The 17,140-nt window shown below is 66.7% G+C and carries 15 protein-coding genes and 1 pseudogene; 10 read left to right on the forward strand and 6 right to left on the reverse strand.

Annotated features, from left to right (window positions below; genetic code table 11):
- Nucleotides 1–8: 8 nt before the first annotated feature.
- The gene (locus tag BO39_RS18535; RefSeq protein WP_281175570.1) at nucleotides 9–1,475 is read right to left on the reverse strand and encodes an oligosaccharide flippase family protein; all 1,467 of its coding nucleotides are present in this window, start codon (nucleotides 1,473–1,475) and stop codon (nucleotides 9–11) included.
- 836 nt (nucleotides 1,476–2,311) lie between these two features.
- Between BO39_RS18535 and BO39_RS31215 the strand changes: the two are divergent.
- Nucleotides 2,312–2,602, forward strand: a pseudogene (locus BO39_RS31215) (DUF3489 domain-containing protein); the annotation flags it as partial.
- Nucleotides 2,603–2,793: 191 nt separating this feature from the next.
- A complete protein-coding gene (locus BO39_RS30145) occupies nucleotides 2,794–3,603 on the forward strand; it encodes an alpha/beta fold hydrolase (protein WP_052402286.1) in 810 nt (269 codons plus the stop codon).
- A 20-nt stretch (nucleotides 3,604–3,623) separates the two neighbouring features.
- Here the strand turns inward: BO39_RS30145 and BO39_RS18545 are convergent, their stop codons facing one another.
- Complete coding sequence (locus BO39_RS18545) at nucleotides 3,624–4,445, reverse strand: Bug family tripartite tricarboxylate transporter substrate binding protein (protein ID WP_169742784.1); 822 nt, start codon at nucleotides 4,443–4,445, stop codon at nucleotides 3,624–3,626.
- Nucleotides 4,446–4,988: 543 nt separating this feature from the next.
- Between BO39_RS18545 and BO39_RS30150 the strand changes: the two genes are divergently transcribed.
- A complete protein-coding gene (locus tag BO39_RS30150; protein WP_052402288.1) occupies nucleotides 4,989–5,741 on the forward strand; it encodes a DUF3489 domain-containing protein in 753 nt (250 codons plus the stop codon).
- A gap of 176 nt (nucleotides 5,742–5,917) precedes the next feature.
- On the opposite strand, the gene BO39_RS18555 is transcribed toward BO39_RS30150, so the two are convergent.
- Entirely contained in the window at nucleotides 5,918–6,904 is a 987-nt protein-coding gene (locus BO39_RS18555; RefSeq protein WP_084698240.1) for a cyclase family protein, read from the reverse strand.
- A gap of 457 nt (nucleotides 6,905–7,361) precedes the next feature.
- On the opposite strand from BO39_RS18555, the gene BO39_RS30155 reads away from it, so the two are divergent.
- Nucleotides 7,362–8,105, forward strand: a complete 744-nt coding sequence (locus BO39_RS30155) for a DUF3489 domain-containing protein (RefSeq protein WP_052402289.1) — start codon at nucleotides 7,362–7,364, stop codon at nucleotides 8,103–8,105.
- Nucleotides 8,105–8,809 (forward strand): recombinase family protein, encoded by a 705-nt coding sequence (locus BO39_RS18565; protein WP_052402290.1) that lies wholly within the window; start codon nucleotides 8,105–8,107, stop codon nucleotides 8,807–8,809. Before BO39_RS30155 ends, BO39_RS18565 begins: the two co-directional genes overlap by 1 nt.
- A gap of 407 nt (nucleotides 8,810–9,216) precedes the next feature.
- Here the strand turns inward: BO39_RS18565 and BO39_RS30160 are convergent, their stop codons facing one another.
- On the reverse strand, nucleotides 9,217–10,683 hold the full coding sequence (locus BO39_RS30160) for a S8 family serine peptidase (RefSeq protein WP_156963748.1): 1,467 nt from the start codon (nucleotides 10,681–10,683) through the stop codon (nucleotides 9,217–9,219).
- A 183-nt stretch (nucleotides 10,684–10,866) separates the two neighbouring features.
- Between BO39_RS30160 and BO39_RS18575 the strand changes: the two genes are divergently transcribed.
- From BO39_RS18575 to BO39_RS18590, 4 genes are all read left to right on the forward strand, one after another.
- Nucleotides 10,867–12,594, forward strand: a complete 1,728-nt coding sequence (locus BO39_RS18575; protein ID WP_043836219.1) for an adenylate/guanylate cyclase domain-containing protein — start codon at nucleotides 10,867–10,869, stop codon at nucleotides 12,592–12,594.
- 31 nt (nucleotides 12,595–12,625) lie between these two features.
- Nucleotides 12,626–13,681, forward strand: a complete 1,056-nt coding sequence (locus BO39_RS30165; protein ID WP_169742785.1) for a phosphatase PAP2 family protein — start codon at nucleotides 12,626–12,628, stop codon at nucleotides 13,679–13,681.
- A gap of 218 nt (nucleotides 13,682–13,899) precedes the next feature.
- Nucleotides 13,900–14,088, forward strand: a complete 189-nt coding sequence (locus BO39_RS18585) for a hypothetical protein (protein ID WP_043836220.1) — start codon at nucleotides 13,900–13,902, stop codon at nucleotides 14,086–14,088.
- Between the two features lie 88 nt (nucleotides 14,089–14,176).
- Entirely contained in the window at nucleotides 14,177–14,914 is a 738-nt protein-coding gene (locus BO39_RS18590; RefSeq protein ID WP_052402293.1) for a Crp/Fnr family transcriptional regulator, read from the forward strand.
- A gap of 165 nt (nucleotides 14,915–15,079) precedes the next feature.
- Here BO39_RS18590 and BO39_RS18595 read toward each other — a convergent pair whose 3' ends face one another.
- On the reverse strand, nucleotides 15,080–16,075 hold the full coding sequence (locus BO39_RS18595; RefSeq protein WP_043836222.1) for an IS481 family transposase: 996 nt from the start codon (nucleotides 16,073–16,075) through the stop codon (nucleotides 15,080–15,082).
- Nucleotides 16,076–16,242: 167 nt separating this feature from the next.
- Between BO39_RS18595 and BO39_RS18600 the strand changes: the two genes are divergently transcribed.
- On the forward strand, nucleotides 16,243–16,467 hold the full coding sequence (locus tag BO39_RS18600) for a hypothetical protein (protein WP_043836224.1): 225 nt from the start codon (nucleotides 16,243–16,245) through the stop codon (nucleotides 16,465–16,467).
- Nucleotides 16,468–16,760: 293 nt separating this feature from the next.
- On the opposite strand, the gene BO39_RS18605 is transcribed toward BO39_RS18600, so the two are convergent.
- Complete coding sequence (locus tag BO39_RS18605) at nucleotides 16,761–17,105, reverse strand: hypothetical protein (protein ID WP_052402294.1); 345 nt, start codon at nucleotides 17,103–17,105, stop codon at nucleotides 16,761–16,763.
- Nucleotides 17,106–17,140: the final 35 nt, after the last annotated feature.

Genomic DNA, 17,140 nt, shown 5'->3' on the forward strand with positions numbered 1-17,140 from the left:
TCTAAGCCTCAGGCCTGGGGCGCCGCGCCCTCAGCGCCCGGCCGGCGCAGCTTCGACAGAAGGCGGGCGCCCTCCTCGAAAAGGGGATGGCGCAGCGCCCAGAGGAGGGCGGCCCAGGCCAGGCCGCCGGCCGCTACGCCCGCGAGAACCACCGGAAGCGGCGCCAGGGGCGACCATCCGTAGAACTGCATCACGACGGCAGCCGGCAGGACAGCGGCGACCACGAGCAGCAGGCTGCGGCCGTAGATCGGCACGTAGTCGGCCCATCGCGTGTCCGTCATGCGCTCGAGGTGCGGGCGGTAGACGAGGTACATGATAACAGCCTCCACCACCTTCGTTGCCGCCGCGGCCTCAAGGCTGACAAGGCAGCCGAGGGTGAAGAGGGCGAGCGAGGCCGGGGCGCGCAGCATCTCCAACCGCGTCTGGCGCGCCGTCTCGTTGGAGATGACGAAGATGTCATAGGCCACCATGATCGGCACGAAGAGCGCCGCCGAGAGCGAGAGGATGCCTAGCGGCATGATCGCGTCGAGCCACTTCTCGCCGAAGAGGGCGAGGACCAGGGGCCCGGAGACGACGCCGATGCCGACGAAGACCGGCCAGAGGAAGCCGGTCAGCACCTGCGTAAGCCGCAGGTAGCTGTGGCGCAGCGAGATCCCCTGTCGCTTCTGCTCCGCGAAGTCCACGAAGAGCACGCGCAGGACGATGATCTGGATGTTCTCCCACAGCACGCCCGTCAGGCTCGTCGCGCGGGAATAGATGCCGAAGGCGGCGAGGCCGAGGAACTTCGCGAGCACGAGGTCTGCCATCCTGCCCTGCAGCCCGTTGATGGCGGAGATGGCGAGCATCTGCGTCCCGAAGCGCACGACGTCCCGCCAGTCCCTCAAACTCGGGGAAAAGACGATCGTATCGCGCGCGAAGAGGTTGTTCAGGACGGCCGCGACCACGGCCATGATTAGCTGGCCGTAGGCGAGGCTCATGTACCCATGGCCTGCAGAGGCGAAGGCCAGCGTCGCCGCGTTCGCGAGCGAGTAGCGGAGGATATTGATGATGGCGACGAGGCGGAAATCCCCACGTCGCTCGATCGAGGTGGCGGGGATGAAGTCGAAGATCCCGACCAGCGGCAGGATCGCCATGACGCGGAGGAGGTCCTCCACGCCCGGTTCCTTCAGCAGCGCGCCGCCGAGAAGGCTCAGGACCAGGATGGCGAGCGAGACGGCGACCGCGAGAATGCCGTTGATCGTGAAGAGTGTTCGCCTCAGCGGCTCGGTCACCTCCACCGCGCGGATGAAGTAGGAGCCGAGGCCGAAGGAGCGGATTATGGAGAGGAGGCCTACGATCGAGAGCGCAATCGCGAAGATCCCCATCTCATAGGGGCCGAGTAGGCGCGCGATGAGGATCGAGACGACGAACTGGAGGACGAACAGGCTGCCCTGCGACATCGTCATCCACGCAAAGCCTTGTCTTATAGACGCCACGCACTGGTTCCTTATGAGCCGATCACATCCGTCATTTGGCTGGCCGTGGAGCGGCCGATCCGACGTTCTTGGTCGAGCGAAGTCGCAGGACGTGCCGACATAAAACGACAACGCAACGGTCGCGTCACGGTGACCACTTGGTTCTCCTGTGAACGTGATCGTTGGGCGCTCTCCGGCCGGCTGTGAGGCCGTTTACCGAAGAGCCTTTCTGGGACTGCGTTGCACCGACCAGTTTGGAGGCGCGGGCGGTTCACGGCGGATACGGGCTTACGGCACCGGTGCTCCTATAGAGATCAAGCAGGAACTTGGGCCGAATTGGTGGGGTGGGGAGTGCGGCAAAGATCGCCAAAGATTTCCCGCACGACCAAGCGCTTGACGCAGCAGATGATTCCCGGATTGCTCTTTCCCTCGGCGGTGCGGCGCTGGACGTAGCCGAGGATCGGTTGGTGGGTGAGCATACGCACGACCACGACACGGTGGAGTGCGGCGTTGGCCTGGTGGTACCCGCCGCCATTCAACAGATGCCGGCTGGTCTAAGCCATGGAGGTGGAGCCCGGTTTGCCGAAGGCGACGCGAGAGGTCGCAGGGAGGCAGGGTGGAGCAGGGGAGCACGATCGACCCTGCCGAACACTCAGAAGGCGCCTGCTACGTTCGCTACCGCCCTTCAGACTCGTGCGTCGCGCCGTAGCGCGGCCTCGGCCCTGCTCGCAGCCGGGGATGCCGGGGACGGACGGCCTTTCTGACCGGTAACGTTGAAGCCTTGCGTGCCACCCTGGCCGCGCTGAAGCAACCCGCGACCCGGAGATCCAACCGCGCCACGCCCTCCGCGCGAGGGCACGAAGCAGCAGGTCATCCTCACCCTCCTGCGCCACCCTGAGGGCGCAACCATCACGCACATCATGGAGGCGACTGGCTGGGCGCAGCACACGGTCCGCGGCTTCTTCGCCGGGTTGAAGAAGAAGGGGCCACACGGTCGAGGTGCTGGAGCGGGTGCGCCAAGTCGGGCCAGGGTCACAGGGCGTGAAGGGCAGCCACAGCGTTTACCGCATCGCCGCCGGGGAGCAGGCTTGATGCCGGTACCGCGTCGCTTCCCCGCTCATGGCCGCAACTCGGGGCTGTGCTGGTGACGGCGCGGCTCAGTCAATCACCCAGTGGGGAAGAACGCTCTTGAACTATAGCGGATTAAGTTTGCTGAGCGCTGCGGTGGGACAAGGCTCGGAGCCAGACAGTGCTTAGTTGACCTCGATCCGTCGCTCGATAAACCTCTGCGCTGGACGCATGGTCTATTCGGCAGATCTGCCGCTGGGAGAAGAAACGCATGAACTTGGAGCGTGGTCTCGCGAGAACCAAGTTTGGCCAGATCCACTACCGCAGGGCTGGATCCGGCGAAAGTATCATGCTGTTCCACATCAACCAGCAGTCCTCTGCGCTCATGCTAGAGCTGATGGAGGTGCTGGCTGCGCGCTTTCAGGTCGTGGCAATGGATTACCCGAGCTACGGCATGTCGGACCACGTAACGGAGCAGCCAACAATTGGCGACTATGCCGCAGTTGCGGTCGAGGTGATGGACGATCTTGGCATCGAGCGGGCGCATGTTCTGGGCGAGGCGGTCGGCTCCCTGGTGGCAACGGAGGTCGCGGGAGCCTATCCGGCCCGAATTGGCAAGACAATCTTAGTGAACTGCCCTTTCGTGCCAGGCGCCAGACCGAAGGGGACCGACGGAGACATCCCTCGAGAAACGCGGCCAGGAGATGCCTCGGGCTTTCCGCTGACCCGTACGATTGAATACCTTCTTGAGAACGATCCCGAACACGCGCCCATGTACCCGACCCAATCCTGGATGGACCGTATCAACGTGGCGCAGATCGAGGCCGGGCGGGAACGATGGCAAGCCATTGATGCCCTTCACCTGTACGACCTGAAGGCCGGGCTGCGCCGTTTGGCGTGCCCGGTGCTCATGCTAACTGGCGAGAACTTTTACTTCATTCAGCATAGGGATGAGATGCTGCGGCAGGTGGATGGTGCCCGCCTGAAGATTATCCCTGACGCTCGCTTCTGCATGACGTGGGAGCGGGCCCATGAGGTTGGCGCCGCCGCCATCGCCTTCGTGGACGAGACGCCTGCCTGATCCGCCAAGGAGCACCGGCGCTACTGCTTCGGGATACCGGCTGCCTCGATAAGACCTGCCCAGCGGGCCGTTTCGTCAGCAAGGAATGTCCTGAACTGCGTGGGATCCATCGGCGCGGGCCGCACGCTCAGTTCCAGTAGCCTCTCCCGGATCTCTGGTAGGGTCACGACGCGGCTCATCTCCTTACTGAACTGCTCGATGATGACGTCCGGCGTGCCCTTCGGTGCCGCAACCCCGTTGAACGACACCACCACGTACCCGGGTACTCCGGCCTCGATCACGGTTGGAACCTCTGGCAATAGCGGGAACCGCGCGTCCGAGCAGACGGCCAGCAATCTCAGACGTCCGGCCTGCACTTGGGGCATCAGAGGCGCCAGAACCTCGTTCCCAATGTGGACGTCGCCGGAGGTCGTGGCGTTCATCAGGTCCGGTGTGGAGCGATAGGGCACGCTCGTCATGTCCACCCCGGACATGCTCCGCAGCAGCTCCGCAGCCAGATGTTGCCCACTGCCGACAGCGATCGAGCCAAGATTGATCCGGCCGGGTTGCGCCCGTGCAGTGGCCAGCACGTCCCCCAGGGTGCGGTGAGGACTGTTCGCACTCGTGAAGAAAGCGTGGTCGAAGGTAGTCAGGCGCCCCACCGGTGAGAAATCGCGCGCGATGTCATAGGGCACGTTGCGGTAGAGTGACCCGGCGGTGGTGTTGGAGGTGGTCAGCAGCAGCAGCGTGTAGCCATCGGCAGGGCTGCGCATGACGTTCTCGGCTGCCACAAACCCGACGGCGCCGGGCCGGTTATCGATGATGATGGGCTGACCAAGTGCCTCGCCGAGTTTCGCTGCCACCAACCGAGCGGTGATGTCACCGATCCCACCGGGCGCAAAACTAAGCACGAGGCGGACCGGCCGGCTGGGCCACCGGCCGTCTCGCTGTGCGAGCGCCGGACGGGTTAGAGTAGCCGTTCCCGTCCCCAGCACGGCAGCTCGTCGTGACACCAGCATGTTGGCTCCTCCCAATTCGTTTTGGACAGTATGCTGTACCTGTCGTGCGCGTTTGCCAAATCTCCTCGGGTCTCCCGCCCCAATCTTGGTGGAACGTGTCCTGGAGCGCCGAGGCTCCCTTCTTTCAAATACCTGCTTGGTGCCCGCAGCGCTACATTGTGCATTGCCGCCACAAAGCCGCTTGGCGGCCCATCATACATGCAGCTGATCCTCAGGAGGGCTCTGCCCTCGGTCCGAATGCGCTCGCAATCTGCTTGGCTATGGCTTCAAACCGAGCGAAGCATCACCCGTGCAAGGAGCAGACGCCCTGCCGCCACCCTGACCGGCTCTCGTCAGGGCTTTGGGTCGTAGGACCCGACTCATCGGATCCGACGCAGGGACCTGCCGATGGCGAAGCCGCTCTCCCCCACTCAGGCGCAGATCCTCACCACCGCTGCCCAGCACCCAGCCAAGCTGGCCGAGGCGCCTCCAAACCTGCCCGCTGCCGCCCGGAATGCGGTGTTCCAGAGCATGCTGAAGGCTGGGCTGCTGGAGGAGGCCCCCGATCCAGGCGGCAGCCCAACGAAGGTCTTGCGGATCACCACAGCAGGGCTGGCGGCAGTTGGTGTGCCGAGTATGGCGGAGCTGGTCGGAGAGGCTGCTCAAGTGGCGCAGGAGGGCAGGGAGGCAGGCAAGACCAGCACGGCCGCGTCAGGGGCCCAGATGCCGCCCATTGCACCCGTTGCCCCGCCACAGCCTTGCACCACGCTGCGAGACGCCGCAGTGGCCCTGCTGGTAGCCTGGGATGCGGGGGTGGAACGCTCCGCCCTGCCGGCTTCCATCGAGGCTCTAAGGGCTGCCCTGAACCGCAGCAGGGCAGGTCGGCCGGTTCGTGACCCCTCCGCTGCGCGCCGCCCGCGTGAGGGCACGAAGCAGCAGGCGGTCCTCACCCTCCTGCGCCGGGCAGAGGGCACGACCATTGCCCAGGTCATGGAGGCGACCGGCTGGGCCCAGCACACGGTACGGGGCTTCCTGGCCGGGTTGAAGAAGAAGGGCCACACGGTTGAGGTGCTGGAGCGGGTGCGGCAAGTCGGGCCTGGGGCACAGGGAGCGAAGGGCAGCTACAGCGTCTACCGCATCGCCGCCGGGGAGCAGGGCTGATGGCGGCCCCGCGTCGTCCCTCCGCCCAGGCCCGATACGCGGTCGCCCTGTACCGGGTCTCCACCGCCGAGCAGGGCCACTCTGGGCTGGGCTTGGAGGCTCAGCAGGCCAGCGTCCGCGCCTTCGTCGCGCGCGAGGGCTGGACACTGGTCGCCGAGGACCGGAGCTTGCCCGTCTTAGAACAAGGCAGACGGCGCCACCGTTGAACCTGTGCCGCCCCGGACTTTCAGAGGTTGCACCGCGAAGGCGAACTCGTGCTGGCCACGCTGCGCGAGCACGTCGAGCTTCATGTTCTCCAGCAGGTGGACGCCGTAGACAGCGAGCGCAAGCTGATGCACGGGCAGACTCGCATCCGGCAGGGTCTTGGATGGCGAGCACTCCACCGGCCAGTTGTCCGACCCCATCAGCATCGGGTTCTGCCGCAGGATCCATTCGGCGGCCGCCACCCCCAAGCCAGGACAGGACGCAACAAAACGGGCGTTCTCTCGCCCCCAAAGCAGACCCCAACCGGTGTGAATGATCACAGCGTCACCTTCTTCCATCCGCGTATTTTGGCGGGTGAGTGCTGCCTGAAGGTCGTCGGGTGTGATCTCGTAGGTATCGGGTAAGGTAGGAACACCCTTAAGCGCGGCTACATCGATCAGGATGCCCCGTGTGAAGATTGTGCCAACGGTGTCGACACCCATCTCGGTAAAGCCGTTACGGCTCATGATACGAGGAATGTTGACGCAGTTGTATCCCTCATCACCGATAGTCTGGTGAGGGAAGGCATCGAGCTGAGTGCCAACCTGGCCGATCTCAGCAACGACCAATTCCTCGTTCGACCCGCGGCGGTTAGCTTCCGGGTTCATGAAGGTCTGCTTGAGGTGCACGTCAAAGCGACGGGTGCCGAAGAAAGGCATTTGCTGATTAAGTGTCTGGCCGCACTCCACGATTTCGCCGGTGCGTATGAGGGTAGCAGCACGCTTGGCGCGCTCGGGCGTCATAAGGTTCATCGAGCCACGACGATCGGCGGCGCCCCAGCGGGAGGGGCAGCGGTCCGCATTCGCCGGCGGGGACCATTGCTGGGGCGTTTGCGCCACAGCGGTCGCAAAGAGGCCATGTGCGCCGACGCAGGCGCAGGCTGCGCCGAACACGGCACTTCGGCGAGAGAAGGAATGCATCAGCCTTGGCCTCCAGTGGCGCGCTCTCCGGCTGCGGATTGCAGCGTCGGGCGAGCCTGGAAGTAAGGATGAGCACGGCTTGACAAGTTGACCAACCGAATCCTACGCAGATCGGTAACCGCAACGGGCGCAGACCTGACGCAAGCGCGGCAGCCACCCGCGGCACTTTATTTTGAGTTCGGGCACGCACGACAATAGTGCTCCTACAGCCGCGTTAGCACGAAGTTGGCGTTGTGCGTGGCGGCCTGCCTACCTGGCCACTCCAGCAATCATACCTGGTCAAGCAATAAAGAAGTAGAAGGCTTCGACTGGCATGCAGGCGCTTGCTTGGTTCTCACACCAGAGCGAATGACCGGTTGCGGGTTGCTGCACTTCCCTCCCGCGCCACCCTGACCGGCTCTCGGCAGGGCTTCGGGTCGTAGGACCCGATGGTCGGGTCCGAGCCAGAGACCTGACGATGACGAAACCGCTCTCCCCGACCCAAACGCAGATCCTCAACGTCGCCGCGCGGCACCCGGACGGGCTGGGTGAGGCGCCCTCGAACCTGCCGGCCGCCGCCCGGACCTCGGTGCTTCGGAGCATGGTGAGCGCCGGGCTGGTGGAGGAGGTTCCCAATCCGCGCGGCAGCGCTACGACAATGTGGCGAATTTCCGCAGCCGGGCTGACGGCAGTGGGTGAGCCGAGGGCGGCGGAGTTGGCCGGAGAGGCCGCTCAAGTGGCGCAGGAGGGCAAGGAGGCAGGCAAGACCAGCACGGTCGCACTGGAGGTCCAGGTGCCGTCCGCTGCCCAGCCGCAGCCTCGCAGCACGCTACGAGACGCTGCAACCGCCCTGCTGGCGGCCTGGGATGCGGGGGTGGAACGCTCCGCCCTGCCGGGTTCGATTGAAGCGCTCAGGGCTGCTCTGAGCCGCAGCAGGGCCGGTCGGCCGGCACATGACCCCGCCGTTCCGTCCCGCCTGCGTGAGGGCACCAAGCAGCAGGCTGTCCTCACTCTCCTATACCGGGCAGAGGGCACCACGATCGCCCAGGTCATGGAGGCCACCGGCTGGGCGCAGCACACGGTCCGCGGCTTCCTCGCCGGTCTGAAGAAGAGGGGCCACACGGTCGAGGTGCTGGAGCGGGTGCGGCAGGTCGGGCCGGGATCGCAGGGTGTGAAGGGGAGCTACAGCGTCTACCGCATTGCGGCCGGGGAGCAGGGCTGATGGCCGCTCCTCGTCGCCACTCGACCCAGACCCGCTACGCGGTGGCGCTGTACCGGGTCTCCACCGCCGAGCAGGGGCACTCGGGCCTCGGCCTGGAGGCGCAGCAGGCCAGCGTCCGCGCCTTCATCGAGCGCGAGGGCTGGACCCTCGTTGCCGAGCACCAGGACATCGCCTCGGGCAAAGACGATCGCCGGCCCGGGTTCCAGGCGGCGCTCACTCGCTGCCGACAGCTCGGCGCGGTGCTGGTGGCGGCGCGGTTGGATCGGATTACCCGGCGCGCCCACACTCTCTCGGGGCTGCTGGAGGAGGGCATCTCCATTCGGGCCGCCGACATGCCCGGTGCCGACGACCTGATGATGCGAGTCTACGCCGCGATGGCTCAGAAGGAGCGGGAGCTCATCTCGGAGCGCACGAGGGCGGCGCTGGCGGCGGCACGAGCGCGAGGGGCGGTGCTGGGAGGGGACAGGGGCTGGAGGCCGCCTGCTCCACCCTGTGCTGCTGCAGCCGCAGAGGCGCGCCAGGAGGAGGCGATCCGCACCGCACACCGGCTGGCGCTGGAACTAGAGGTACTCCGGGCCGAAGGGATCATCACCCACCTGGGGCTTGCGCGAGCGCTGACGGCGAGAAAGGTAGCAACGCCGCGGGGACGAGCAGTGTGGACTCACACCACTGTCGCGCGGGTTATCGAGCGGCTCGGAGTATAGCTACAGACTGGTTTTGTCCGCCCTGAGTAGATCGTAGCTTGTATGTCCGAGCCTGGCCGGAAGCGGAACGGCGGCTTTCAGGCAACATCACTCGGAAGCGGACGCAATTGGACGTCAGTTTGCGTGGCTCGACGGGATGGTGCGCCTTGCAACCCTCACCAAGGCAGCGCTGCGAGTATTGGATTTTGCCTCGTGGCGGACTAACGCGGTCGCCTCATCGGGCACGGCTGGCCCGCCACTCTGTCGAACACTTGGCCATCCTCGATCGGCTGAAGGCAGCAATTTTGAGTAGGCCGCCGGGCTGCTCGTGCAGCACCTCGACACGGGCCACGCCTTCAATGCGCGGCTCGTCGCCGGTGCGCGGCTGAAGCTGAAGGGGGTGACGCCGGTCACCTCGGGCATTTGGTTTAGGCGCCGGACAGGCGCTCAGGACCGCTCCAGCAGCCTCCCGCCGTGACGACCTCAGGCCCAGCCCCGGCCGCTATGCCCGGCCCATGCACGGCAGCCGCCAAGTCCAGGATGCCCCAGCCGCAGCGGAGGTCGTAGCCGGCAGCCGCCCAGGGCGGCTTGCGCGCGGTCCCACGCAGGTGCGCCCGCAGCCCCGAGGTCGACAGGCCGGCATGGGGCGAGCCATCCCCGCGAAGAGCCGCCAGAGCGCCGGCCGCGAGGCCGCACGCCGCGGACGTGCCGCTGCTGAGCAGGTAGGCGTCCGCATCCTCGGCGAACTGGCTCGGCGCGCAGAGGTCAGGCTTCTCGGAGAAGGGTGCCGGCGGCTCGCGGAAGCCAGGCTGCCCCGGCCCCTCCGACGAATAACCAAGCCACATCCCGTCCGCTCGCACGGCGCCCGCCGTCAGCACGCGCGCATGCGAGTTCGCCCCGAAGATGCTGTTCCCCGGCCCCGTGTCCCCTGGGCCGCACAGCGGGTGGGGGCACTGGTGCCCCCCATTCCCCGCGGCGAAGACTTGGTCGTGGCCGGCGTCGTCCAGATCCGCCACTAGCTGGTTTAGTGGATGGCGGGGATTGCCCGTGTAGTTCATGGGATCGTTGGCTGGGACGCTCTCTTGCCGGCGGTCATAGACCCCCCAGGCGTTGCACAGCACCCATGGTCCGGGAAACCGCGGGCCGAGCAGCACAGTGATATCGGCCTGCATCTGTAGCAAAGCCGCCGCCGCCCAGCTGGTCCAGCCGACCACGCCCGCCAGCCGGTCGGGCAGCAGCGGGAAGTCGAACAGTCTCGCGGCCGGGGCGAGGGAGAGGACGTTGCGCGCCACCATCGTCCCGTGGCTGCCAAAATGCACAGGCTTGCCCTGGCCCGCCCACATCGGTGGAAGCCCCTGCTTGACCTCCCAGGCACCGGCGACGTTCACGGCCGGTTCGAAGGCGGCTAGCGCAGCCGCGTTGAAGCCGAGATCGACAGTGACGAGGTTCACGCCGGCGCCCAGCAGCGGTGGCGCGTGACCTTCGAGGGCCCATGCCCCAATCAGCGCCGATGCCGCGCTACGCGTTTTGAAGAAAGCAGGGCCGTCATGGCCCGGACACCACCCCTCAAAGGCCGCCACCGGCAAGTCGAGGCCGATCCTCGCGCCCACCAGCTCAGCCGCCGCGTTGATACGTGTTAGCGCCTCCACGTCGGCGACCTTTAGGCTAAGCACGAGCGCCGGCAGCTGCTCCTCAGAGCGCCGCAGCGCCTCCTCCTCAAAGTGCAAGTCCCGGTCCTCCGGCCGGAAGGTCCGCCGCAAGGAGGGAAGGGCTCTGTAGGCGAAGCGGATGCCCGTAAGGCCTAGCCGTCTGGTCAGGCCCTCGGTTCTTCCTTCCGGCCCAATCGCCGCGCGATAGGCCTCCCTTGCCGGTTCCTCGTTCGGGATGAGCAGCATGACGCGCATCACCTTGGCCTTTCGCTGGGCTTCGTGCCTGGACCGCCACTGGACCGGGAGGCCCACCAGTGGAGGCTTGCAAATCTGCCCCTTGCAACGATAGAAAAATCCGGCAGCTGAACGGCTCCACGCATGTGTTCCGGCGATACTCAGCCCCGTGCCGCCGCCCGGACGAGCCGCCGGATGGCGGTGATTGCCTTCGCGGACATCGTCGGGTTCTCGGTTCTTATCGCCACCGACGAGGACCGCGCGACGTTGCGATGGCTCGCCATCTTCCACGAGGTCGTCACCCCCGCTGCGGAGCGGCTGGGTGGCCGAATCATCGACGTGCAGGGGGACGGCACCCTCGCCGAGTTCGGCAATGTCGGCGCGGCGCTCGAATGGGCTAGGACGCTGCATAGCCTCCGCCAGTCGCCCGGCGACGGCGCCGACCTCCCCATTGTGTTCCGGATCGCCATCCACACCGGCAGCGTCATCGTTGAGGGCGAACGCATCTTCGGGGACGTGGTGAACATGGCCGCTCGGCTGCAGGAGTATTGCACGCCCGGTGGGACCCTGCTCTCAGCCGAGGTGGCGGCCATGCTGCCCGACACCGAGAGGGAGGTCGCGCGGGACCTCGGCGAACTCCCGCTCCGCAACCTGTCGCGCGCCGCCCGCGCCTTCTCGCTCGACCCGCCCGGAGGCGTGGCGGTCCCGCTGCCGCCCATCCCTAGCCACCTTCCGTCCCTGGCTGTGCTGCCCCTTCTCAACCTCTCGGGTGACCCGCGTGACGAGTACCTCGCTTACGGCATCATTGAGGACGTCGTCGCCTCCCTCGCCGGGCTGCGGGAGCTATTCATCGTCGCGCCCGACAGCGCGCGGATGTTCGCCGGCCACCAGCCTTCGCCGCAGCGCGCCGCGCGCAGCCTCGGCGTGCGCTTCGTCGTCACCGGCGGGCTGCAGCGTGCAGGGGGCGGGCTGCAGGTCTCGCTGCGTCTGGCAGATGGCACCACGGGCGAGCATCTCTGGGGCGAGCGGATCCACGCCGCCGAGCACGAAATTTTTCAGTTGCAGGAGCATGTCGCGGCACAGATCGTCGCGGGAGTCGCACCGAGCATCCGAGAATCAGCGCTTCGCGACGCCATGCGCAAGCGCCCGGAGAGCCTGAGCGCCTATGACCACATGCTCCGCGGACTGCACCTCATGGCGGCGAGCGACCGCGCGGCCTTCGTCCTCGCGCGCCGCCACCTCAGCCGCGCTGTGGACGAGGACCCGAGCTTCGCGCTCCCGCTCGCCTGGATATCCCACTGGCACAGCCTGCGGGTGGGCCAGGGCTGGTCCGAAGACCGCGCCGAGGACGCGGCTGCCGTCTTCAGCTTCGCCGAACGCGCCCTGGCGCTCGAGCCGAGCAACGCCCTCGCTCTCGCCGTCCTTGGCCACAACACCGCGTATCTGCGGCACGACGTCGCCACAGCGATGATCTGCTTCGGGCAGGCCCTGACCGCCTGCCCCAACAGCTCCGTCGCCTGGACGCTGTCGAGTGCGACCCTCAGCTATCTCGGGCGCGGCGCGGACGCGGCCCGCCATGCCGAAAAGGGCATCCGCCTCTCGCCCTACGACCCGTTGCGCTACTACCAGCAGCACTTCCTTTCTATTGCGCACTATTCCCAGGGCAGCCTCGACCAAGCCGAGCACCATGGCCGCCTCGCAATTGCCGGCAACGCGGCGCATGCCTCGTGCTGGCGAATGCAGGCTGCCATCCTCGCGGCCCAGGGGCGCCAGGAGGAGGCGCACGGTGCCGCGCAGCGCATGATGGAACTGGAGCCCGGTTTCCGCATCGCCGAGTACCGCGCCCGGAGGATGCCATTCCAAGATCCCGCCATCCGGGATCGGTTCACCTGCAACCTGCGGGATGCGGGCCTGCCCACCTGAATCCCCATCAGCGGAGGACGTTATGAGCGCAATGAGCGGCACCAGCGGCACCAGCGGCACCAGCGGCACCAGCGGCACGAGCGGCACCGGAATTGTGGTCGGCCCGGACAGCACCGCCGGCGGCAGCGACATCAATCGTCCCCTCCTGATTTCGCCCGGCACGACACCGATAGAAAACCTGCCCGAGACCCTCCCCGTCTTCCCGGGGCAGGCCTGGCCCGGCCTTGCCGGCGCGGGATGGCCAACCCTCCCGCAGGCGAAGTCCCGTGACACCGACTGGGAGCTAAGCAAGTTCGTGACCGCCGTGCTAGGAGAGTTCGTTCAGCAATCCATCGGCACCACGCAGCCCAGGACCTGGAGCAACCTCCTCGACCGGGACAACGACAAATACGATGAGACCGGGACGCAGAAGGAGCTGGAGGAACTCCGCAGCCTCATCGATTATCGCGGCGCCGTATTCGACGAGGCCATGGCGCAGCGCGCAGGAATGCTGACCTACATGCGTGGCATCCTGAACTTCACCGAGAACTCGCACCCCGCGACCTACAGGCTATGCATGCTGGCCTTCAAGTTTGCCGAGTTCCAGGACATGTACTGGAAGCGCGTATTTCAGCGCCCGCGCCCCTCGCGCATCGACCCGGCCATCATTCCCCCGATCGAGGTGCCGGGCCACAGCGCCTACCCGAGCGGGCATGCCTGCGAAGGCATGATGGTCGCTTTGACCCTCGAGCAGGTGCTGCCGGCGACCTTCGTTCCGACTGGAACGGCTGAGGCCGGCCCTTTGCGGATCATGGCCCGGCGTATCGCCCGCAACCGTGAGGTCCTGGGCCTGCACTACCCCAGCGACACGTTCTGTGGCTTCAAGCTTGCCGCCCGCGCCATGCCGCTCTTCCTCTCCGCCCCGACTGTGCGAGGCAAGCCCCCCGAGCCTAGCACAGCCGCCGCGGCCCCAGTGCCCCCGGAGCAGGAGTGGCCCCAGGACCCCGTCACCCTGGCGAAGGGCAAGCCCAACGAGATCGTCGCCGTCGGAGGCAACACAATCCATCCCGGCGGCCTGCTCTCCGCCGCCCGCGCCGAATGGGCGTGACAGGGTCGCCTCTGGATCTTCCCCGGTCCCGGAGATAACGCGGGCGGGACCAGGAGCACTGGCAGCGCCGCGCGAGGGGACGGCCCTGCGCCCGAGACCCGGAATCCCTCCCCGCCGCGATGTGCACTGGCGCACTGACGGCCAGCTGGCGTGCCGCCAGAGTCGGTGCCCAAAGACCACATCGCCGCGGAGGAAATGCCCGCGCCGGAGGATACGTCATGAGCAGGATCTCCCTTCGCCTCGCCATGCTCTGCCTCTTCGTGCTTACCATCCCGCAGACCGAGAGGATTCCAGGCACCAACCCGGGCTCGCCCGCCTCGGTACCCGTGTCTTCCGGTCCGGCCGGTCTCCCCGCCGACCCAGACTGGCTCCTCTCCGCGGAGGCCGAGGCGGCTACCGACTGGTAGGCCTACCCTGCCTGACGGCTAGGCCGGCCGAACGATCGGCAGAGGACTCCGGCAGGGCCACCGGCGCCTTGAGCCAGGAACCAGGAGGATGGTCATCTTCACACCGGGCGTCGCGCCAGCCCACGGAGCCGATCCCATGGACGATCTCAGTCGCCTCCCCTTCTTCCGTCCCTTCGGTCGCACGGAGTTGGAGCCCCTTACGGCCGTCGCGCACTGGCGCGACTTCTCCGCCGGCCAAACCGTGCTCGAGGCGGGCGACTCGACGCAGGAGGTGTGCTTTATCGCCGAGGGCGAGTTGCGCGTGATCGCGCGCAGCAGCGGCGGCCACGAGATCATCCTGAACGAGCTCGGCCCAGGAAGTATCTTCGGCGAGATCGCGACGGTCGATGGAGAGCCGCGCTCGGCCACCATCGTCGCGCTCACGCGGGCCCGTGTCTGCGCGGTCGCGGCCTCGCCCTTCATGACCTTTGCGCTGTCGACGCCTGGGGCCTCGCACCACCTTATGCGGCGTCTCGCCGCGCTCGTGCGCGACAAGGACCTGCAGCTGCTAGAGCTCACGGTCCTCCCAGTGCGCGCGAGGCTGGCGGCGCTGCTGCTCCGGCTGTCGCGCCCGCGAGAGGGCGGAGGGCGGATCGTCTCGCCACCGCGCCCGCACCACGAACTCGCGTCGCGCATCGGCGCAAGGCGCGAGATAGTCTCGCGCACGCTTGGCGCTATGCGCCGCGAAGGCCTTTTGGAAACGACCCGGGGCGGCATCGTGCTGTCGCGCCCCGAAGCCCTACAAACAGAGGTCGAACTGAGCTACGGCGCGCGCCCGGGATCGTAGCCCACGCCTCGGCCCGATCCACGGCAACCTGGAGACTGCCCGACCGTGAGGCCGCCGAATGGCGCACGCCGGCATCGCGGCGGACGCCTGACCTTCGGCACGCCATCCGCCTACACAAATAGCGCGAGCAGTCCTCGCTCCCGCCCGCGTGTCGCAACGGCCACGTCACTGGATGTTTGGTCCCGGGATTTGGTGGTGCGGGTCGGCGGTGAAGGGTTTCGGCTCGATCTGGTAGGTACGAAGGATGAACTCGTAGGGGGTGAGGCCCTTCAGGGTCTTGAGCCTGCGTGCAAAGTTGTAGGCAGCGACGAACTGGTCGAGGTGCTGTCGTAGCTCGTCGTGGGTCTCGTATTGGTAGCGTTTGACCGTCGCCTCCTTGATCGTGCGGTTCATCCGCTCGACCTGCCCATTCGTCCACGAATGCCGGGGCTTGGTCAGCCGGTGATCGATGTTGTTCCCGGCGCAGACATACTCGAAGGCATGGGCGCGAAAGAGCTCCCCTTGTCCATGGCCTTCCCTGATCTGCGCGGCCGTCGAGCGGATGTTGCCCGGTGAGGTGAAGTGCGTGCCGTTGTCCGTGAGCACGGTGTGGATGCGGTAGGGCACGGCCTTGATGAGCGTCCGGAGGAAGTCGGCGGCGTTGCGGCGAGTGACCTTCTCGCGCAGTTCGACGAAGGCGAACTTGGAGGTTCGGTCGATGGCGACAAGCAAGTAGAGGCGCCCCTGCGCGGTGCGCACCTCGGCGATGTCCACGTGGAGGTAGCCGATGGGATAGACCTTGAAGCGCTTCTTGGCGGTCGAGGCACTGTCCGGCTCGGGCAGTCGGGAGATGCCGTGACGCACCAGGCAGCGGTGGAGCGAGGACCGGGTCAGCTGCGGTAGACTGGGTTGCAGAGCGTAGAGGAGGTCGTCGAGCGGCAGCAGGGTGTGGCGGCGAAAGGCGACGATGATCGCCTCCTCCTCGACCGAGAGAACCGTGGACTTCGGTTCCTTCGGCCCAGTCGGCAGGTCGGTAACAGACCCACGCGCCTTCCACTTGGCGACGGTCTTCGGGTTCACCCCATAGCGCTTGGCCAGCCCTCTCAGGCTCTCTTGACTATGCTGTATCGCTCGACGGATTGCCTCCGTCGTCGTGGTGCTGCCGTGGAGAAGCTGCCCCATAGTGCGTCCTTCCACTCAGGGGAAAAGACCGCACCATCAAACCCTGGGATCAACATCTTAGGCCGGCCGCGCGCCGGGCGTGCGCTGGCGCACAGCGGACGGCCTCCCACGTGGGCTACCCCATGCAGGCGGCAATACCGCCGCACCGATTCAAGGCAGAATATCCCATGCGCAAGCTCTTCGCCGCCGCCCTCGCCGCCCTCGCCGTCGCCGGTGCGACGCCCTCTTTCGCCGAGGGCGATTATGTCGCGGGCCCCACCGCCTTTGCCACTTGGACTCAGCCCAACGCCCGCTCGCCGCTCGCCGGCTCCGGCAACTGCACGCTGCCCGGCCCTAATGCCGGCGTCAGCCCCACGCTGGCGAACTTTGAGCTCTCGACCCAGAGCAACTGAACCTTTGCCCTGCTCTGCTCGGGCCTGGCCACCAGCACAGGCGGCTGGGCCCGACATGTCGACGGGACCGTGGCGGTGTTCGGCTTCGTAATACTTGGCTGGGTGCCGGCGTAAATCTCGGCACGTCAGTCCGCTTCCGGGAAGGCAGTACCGACGTGCTGGTGGTCGATATGGGCGCAAAGCGGACCTGCGTCACTTGCCTTTTCCTTTGCCCATGGGGTGTTCAGCACCGAGCAACGGTCCTTGCTTGGTGTTGAACATAGGCAGGCAGGCTGGTGCGACCCTGATCCGCGTCAGTCTTCGTCCGGCGCCTCGGTGGCGGTCCCCTCGATGCTGAATTCAGTGGCCGGAGGATCACGCCCGTTCTCCGGAAGGTAGATCGTCACCAGGGGCGCGCCCCCGCCGGCGCTGACGGTCACATCATGCTTTTCGCGCCAGCCCGCACGAGCCTTCATCCAGAAGATCGCCGCGGCGACGTTGTTGCCCTCCGTGGCCATGCGAAAGAGGCTCTGCCCCACCTTGGCGGTGGCCTCGATGGAGCCGCGGTCCAGCTCGCGCCGGAAGTGCTTGCGCAGCGTCTTGGGGTCGACGTCCAGCAGGGTGGCGATGTCGTCATGGGGCACGCCGTAGCCCGACATCGCCCGGACGGTCCTCCTCTGCTCCTCAGTGGGCT

The organism is Roseomonas aerilata DSM 19363 (assembly GCF_000711725.1).
In the GTDB taxonomy this organism is placed as follows: Bacteria; Pseudomonadota; Alphaproteobacteria; order Acetobacterales; family Acetobacteraceae; genus Roseomonas; species Roseomonas aerilata.

What these genes read in the sequence shown, in the direction of transcription:
- BO39_RS30145 (WP_052402286.1), top strand. Translation starts at nt 2,794, where the DNA reads ATGAACTTGGAGCGTGGTCTCGCGAGAACCAAGTTTGGCCAGATCCAC.
- BO39_RS30150 (WP_052402288.1), top strand. Translation starts at nt 4,989, where the DNA reads ATGGCGAAGCCGCTCTCCCCCACTCAGGCGCAGATCCTCACCACCGCT.
- BO39_RS18555 (WP_084698240.1), bottom strand. Translation starts at nt 6,904, where the DNA reads ATGCATTCCTTCTCTCGCCGAAGTGCCGTGTTCGGCGCAGCCTGCGCC.
- BO39_RS30155 (WP_052402289.1), top strand. Translation starts at nt 7,362, where the DNA reads ATGACGAAACCGCTCTCCCCGACCCAAACGCAGATCCTCAACGTCGCC.
- BO39_RS18565 (WP_052402290.1), top strand. Translation starts at nt 8,105, where the DNA reads ATGGCCGCTCCTCGTCGCCACTCGACCCAGACCCGCTACGCGGTGGCG.
- BO39_RS30160 (WP_156963748.1), bottom strand. Translation starts at nt 10,683, where the DNA reads ATGCTGCTCATCCCGAACGAGGAACCGGCAAGGGAGGCCTATCGCGCG.
- BO39_RS18575 (WP_043836219.1), top strand. Translation starts at nt 10,867, where the DNA reads ATGGCGGTGATTGCCTTCGCGGACATCGTCGGGTTCTCGGTTCTTATC.
- BO39_RS30165 (WP_169742785.1), top strand. Translation starts at nt 12,626, where the DNA reads ATGAGCGGCACCAGCGGCACCAGCGGCACCAGCGGCACCAGCGGCACG.
- BO39_RS18585 (WP_043836220.1), top strand. Translation starts at nt 13,900, where the DNA reads ATGAGCAGGATCTCCCTTCGCCTCGCCATGCTCTGCCTCTTCGTGCTT.
- BO39_RS18590 (WP_052402293.1), top strand. Translation starts at nt 14,177, where the DNA reads ATGGTCATCTTCACACCGGGCGTCGCGCCAGCCCACGGAGCCGATCCC.
- BO39_RS18595 (WP_043836222.1), bottom strand. Translation starts at nt 16,075, where the DNA reads ATGGGGCAGCTTCTCCACGGCAGCACCACGACGACGGAGGCAATCCGT.
- BO39_RS18600 (WP_043836224.1), top strand. Translation starts at nt 16,243, where the DNA reads ATGCGCAAGCTCTTCGCCGCCGCCCTCGCCGCCCTCGCCGTCGCCGGT.
- BO39_RS18605 (WP_052402294.1), bottom strand. Translation starts at nt 17,105, where the DNA reads ATGTCGGGCTACGGCGTGCCCCATGACGACATCGCCACCCTGCTGGAC.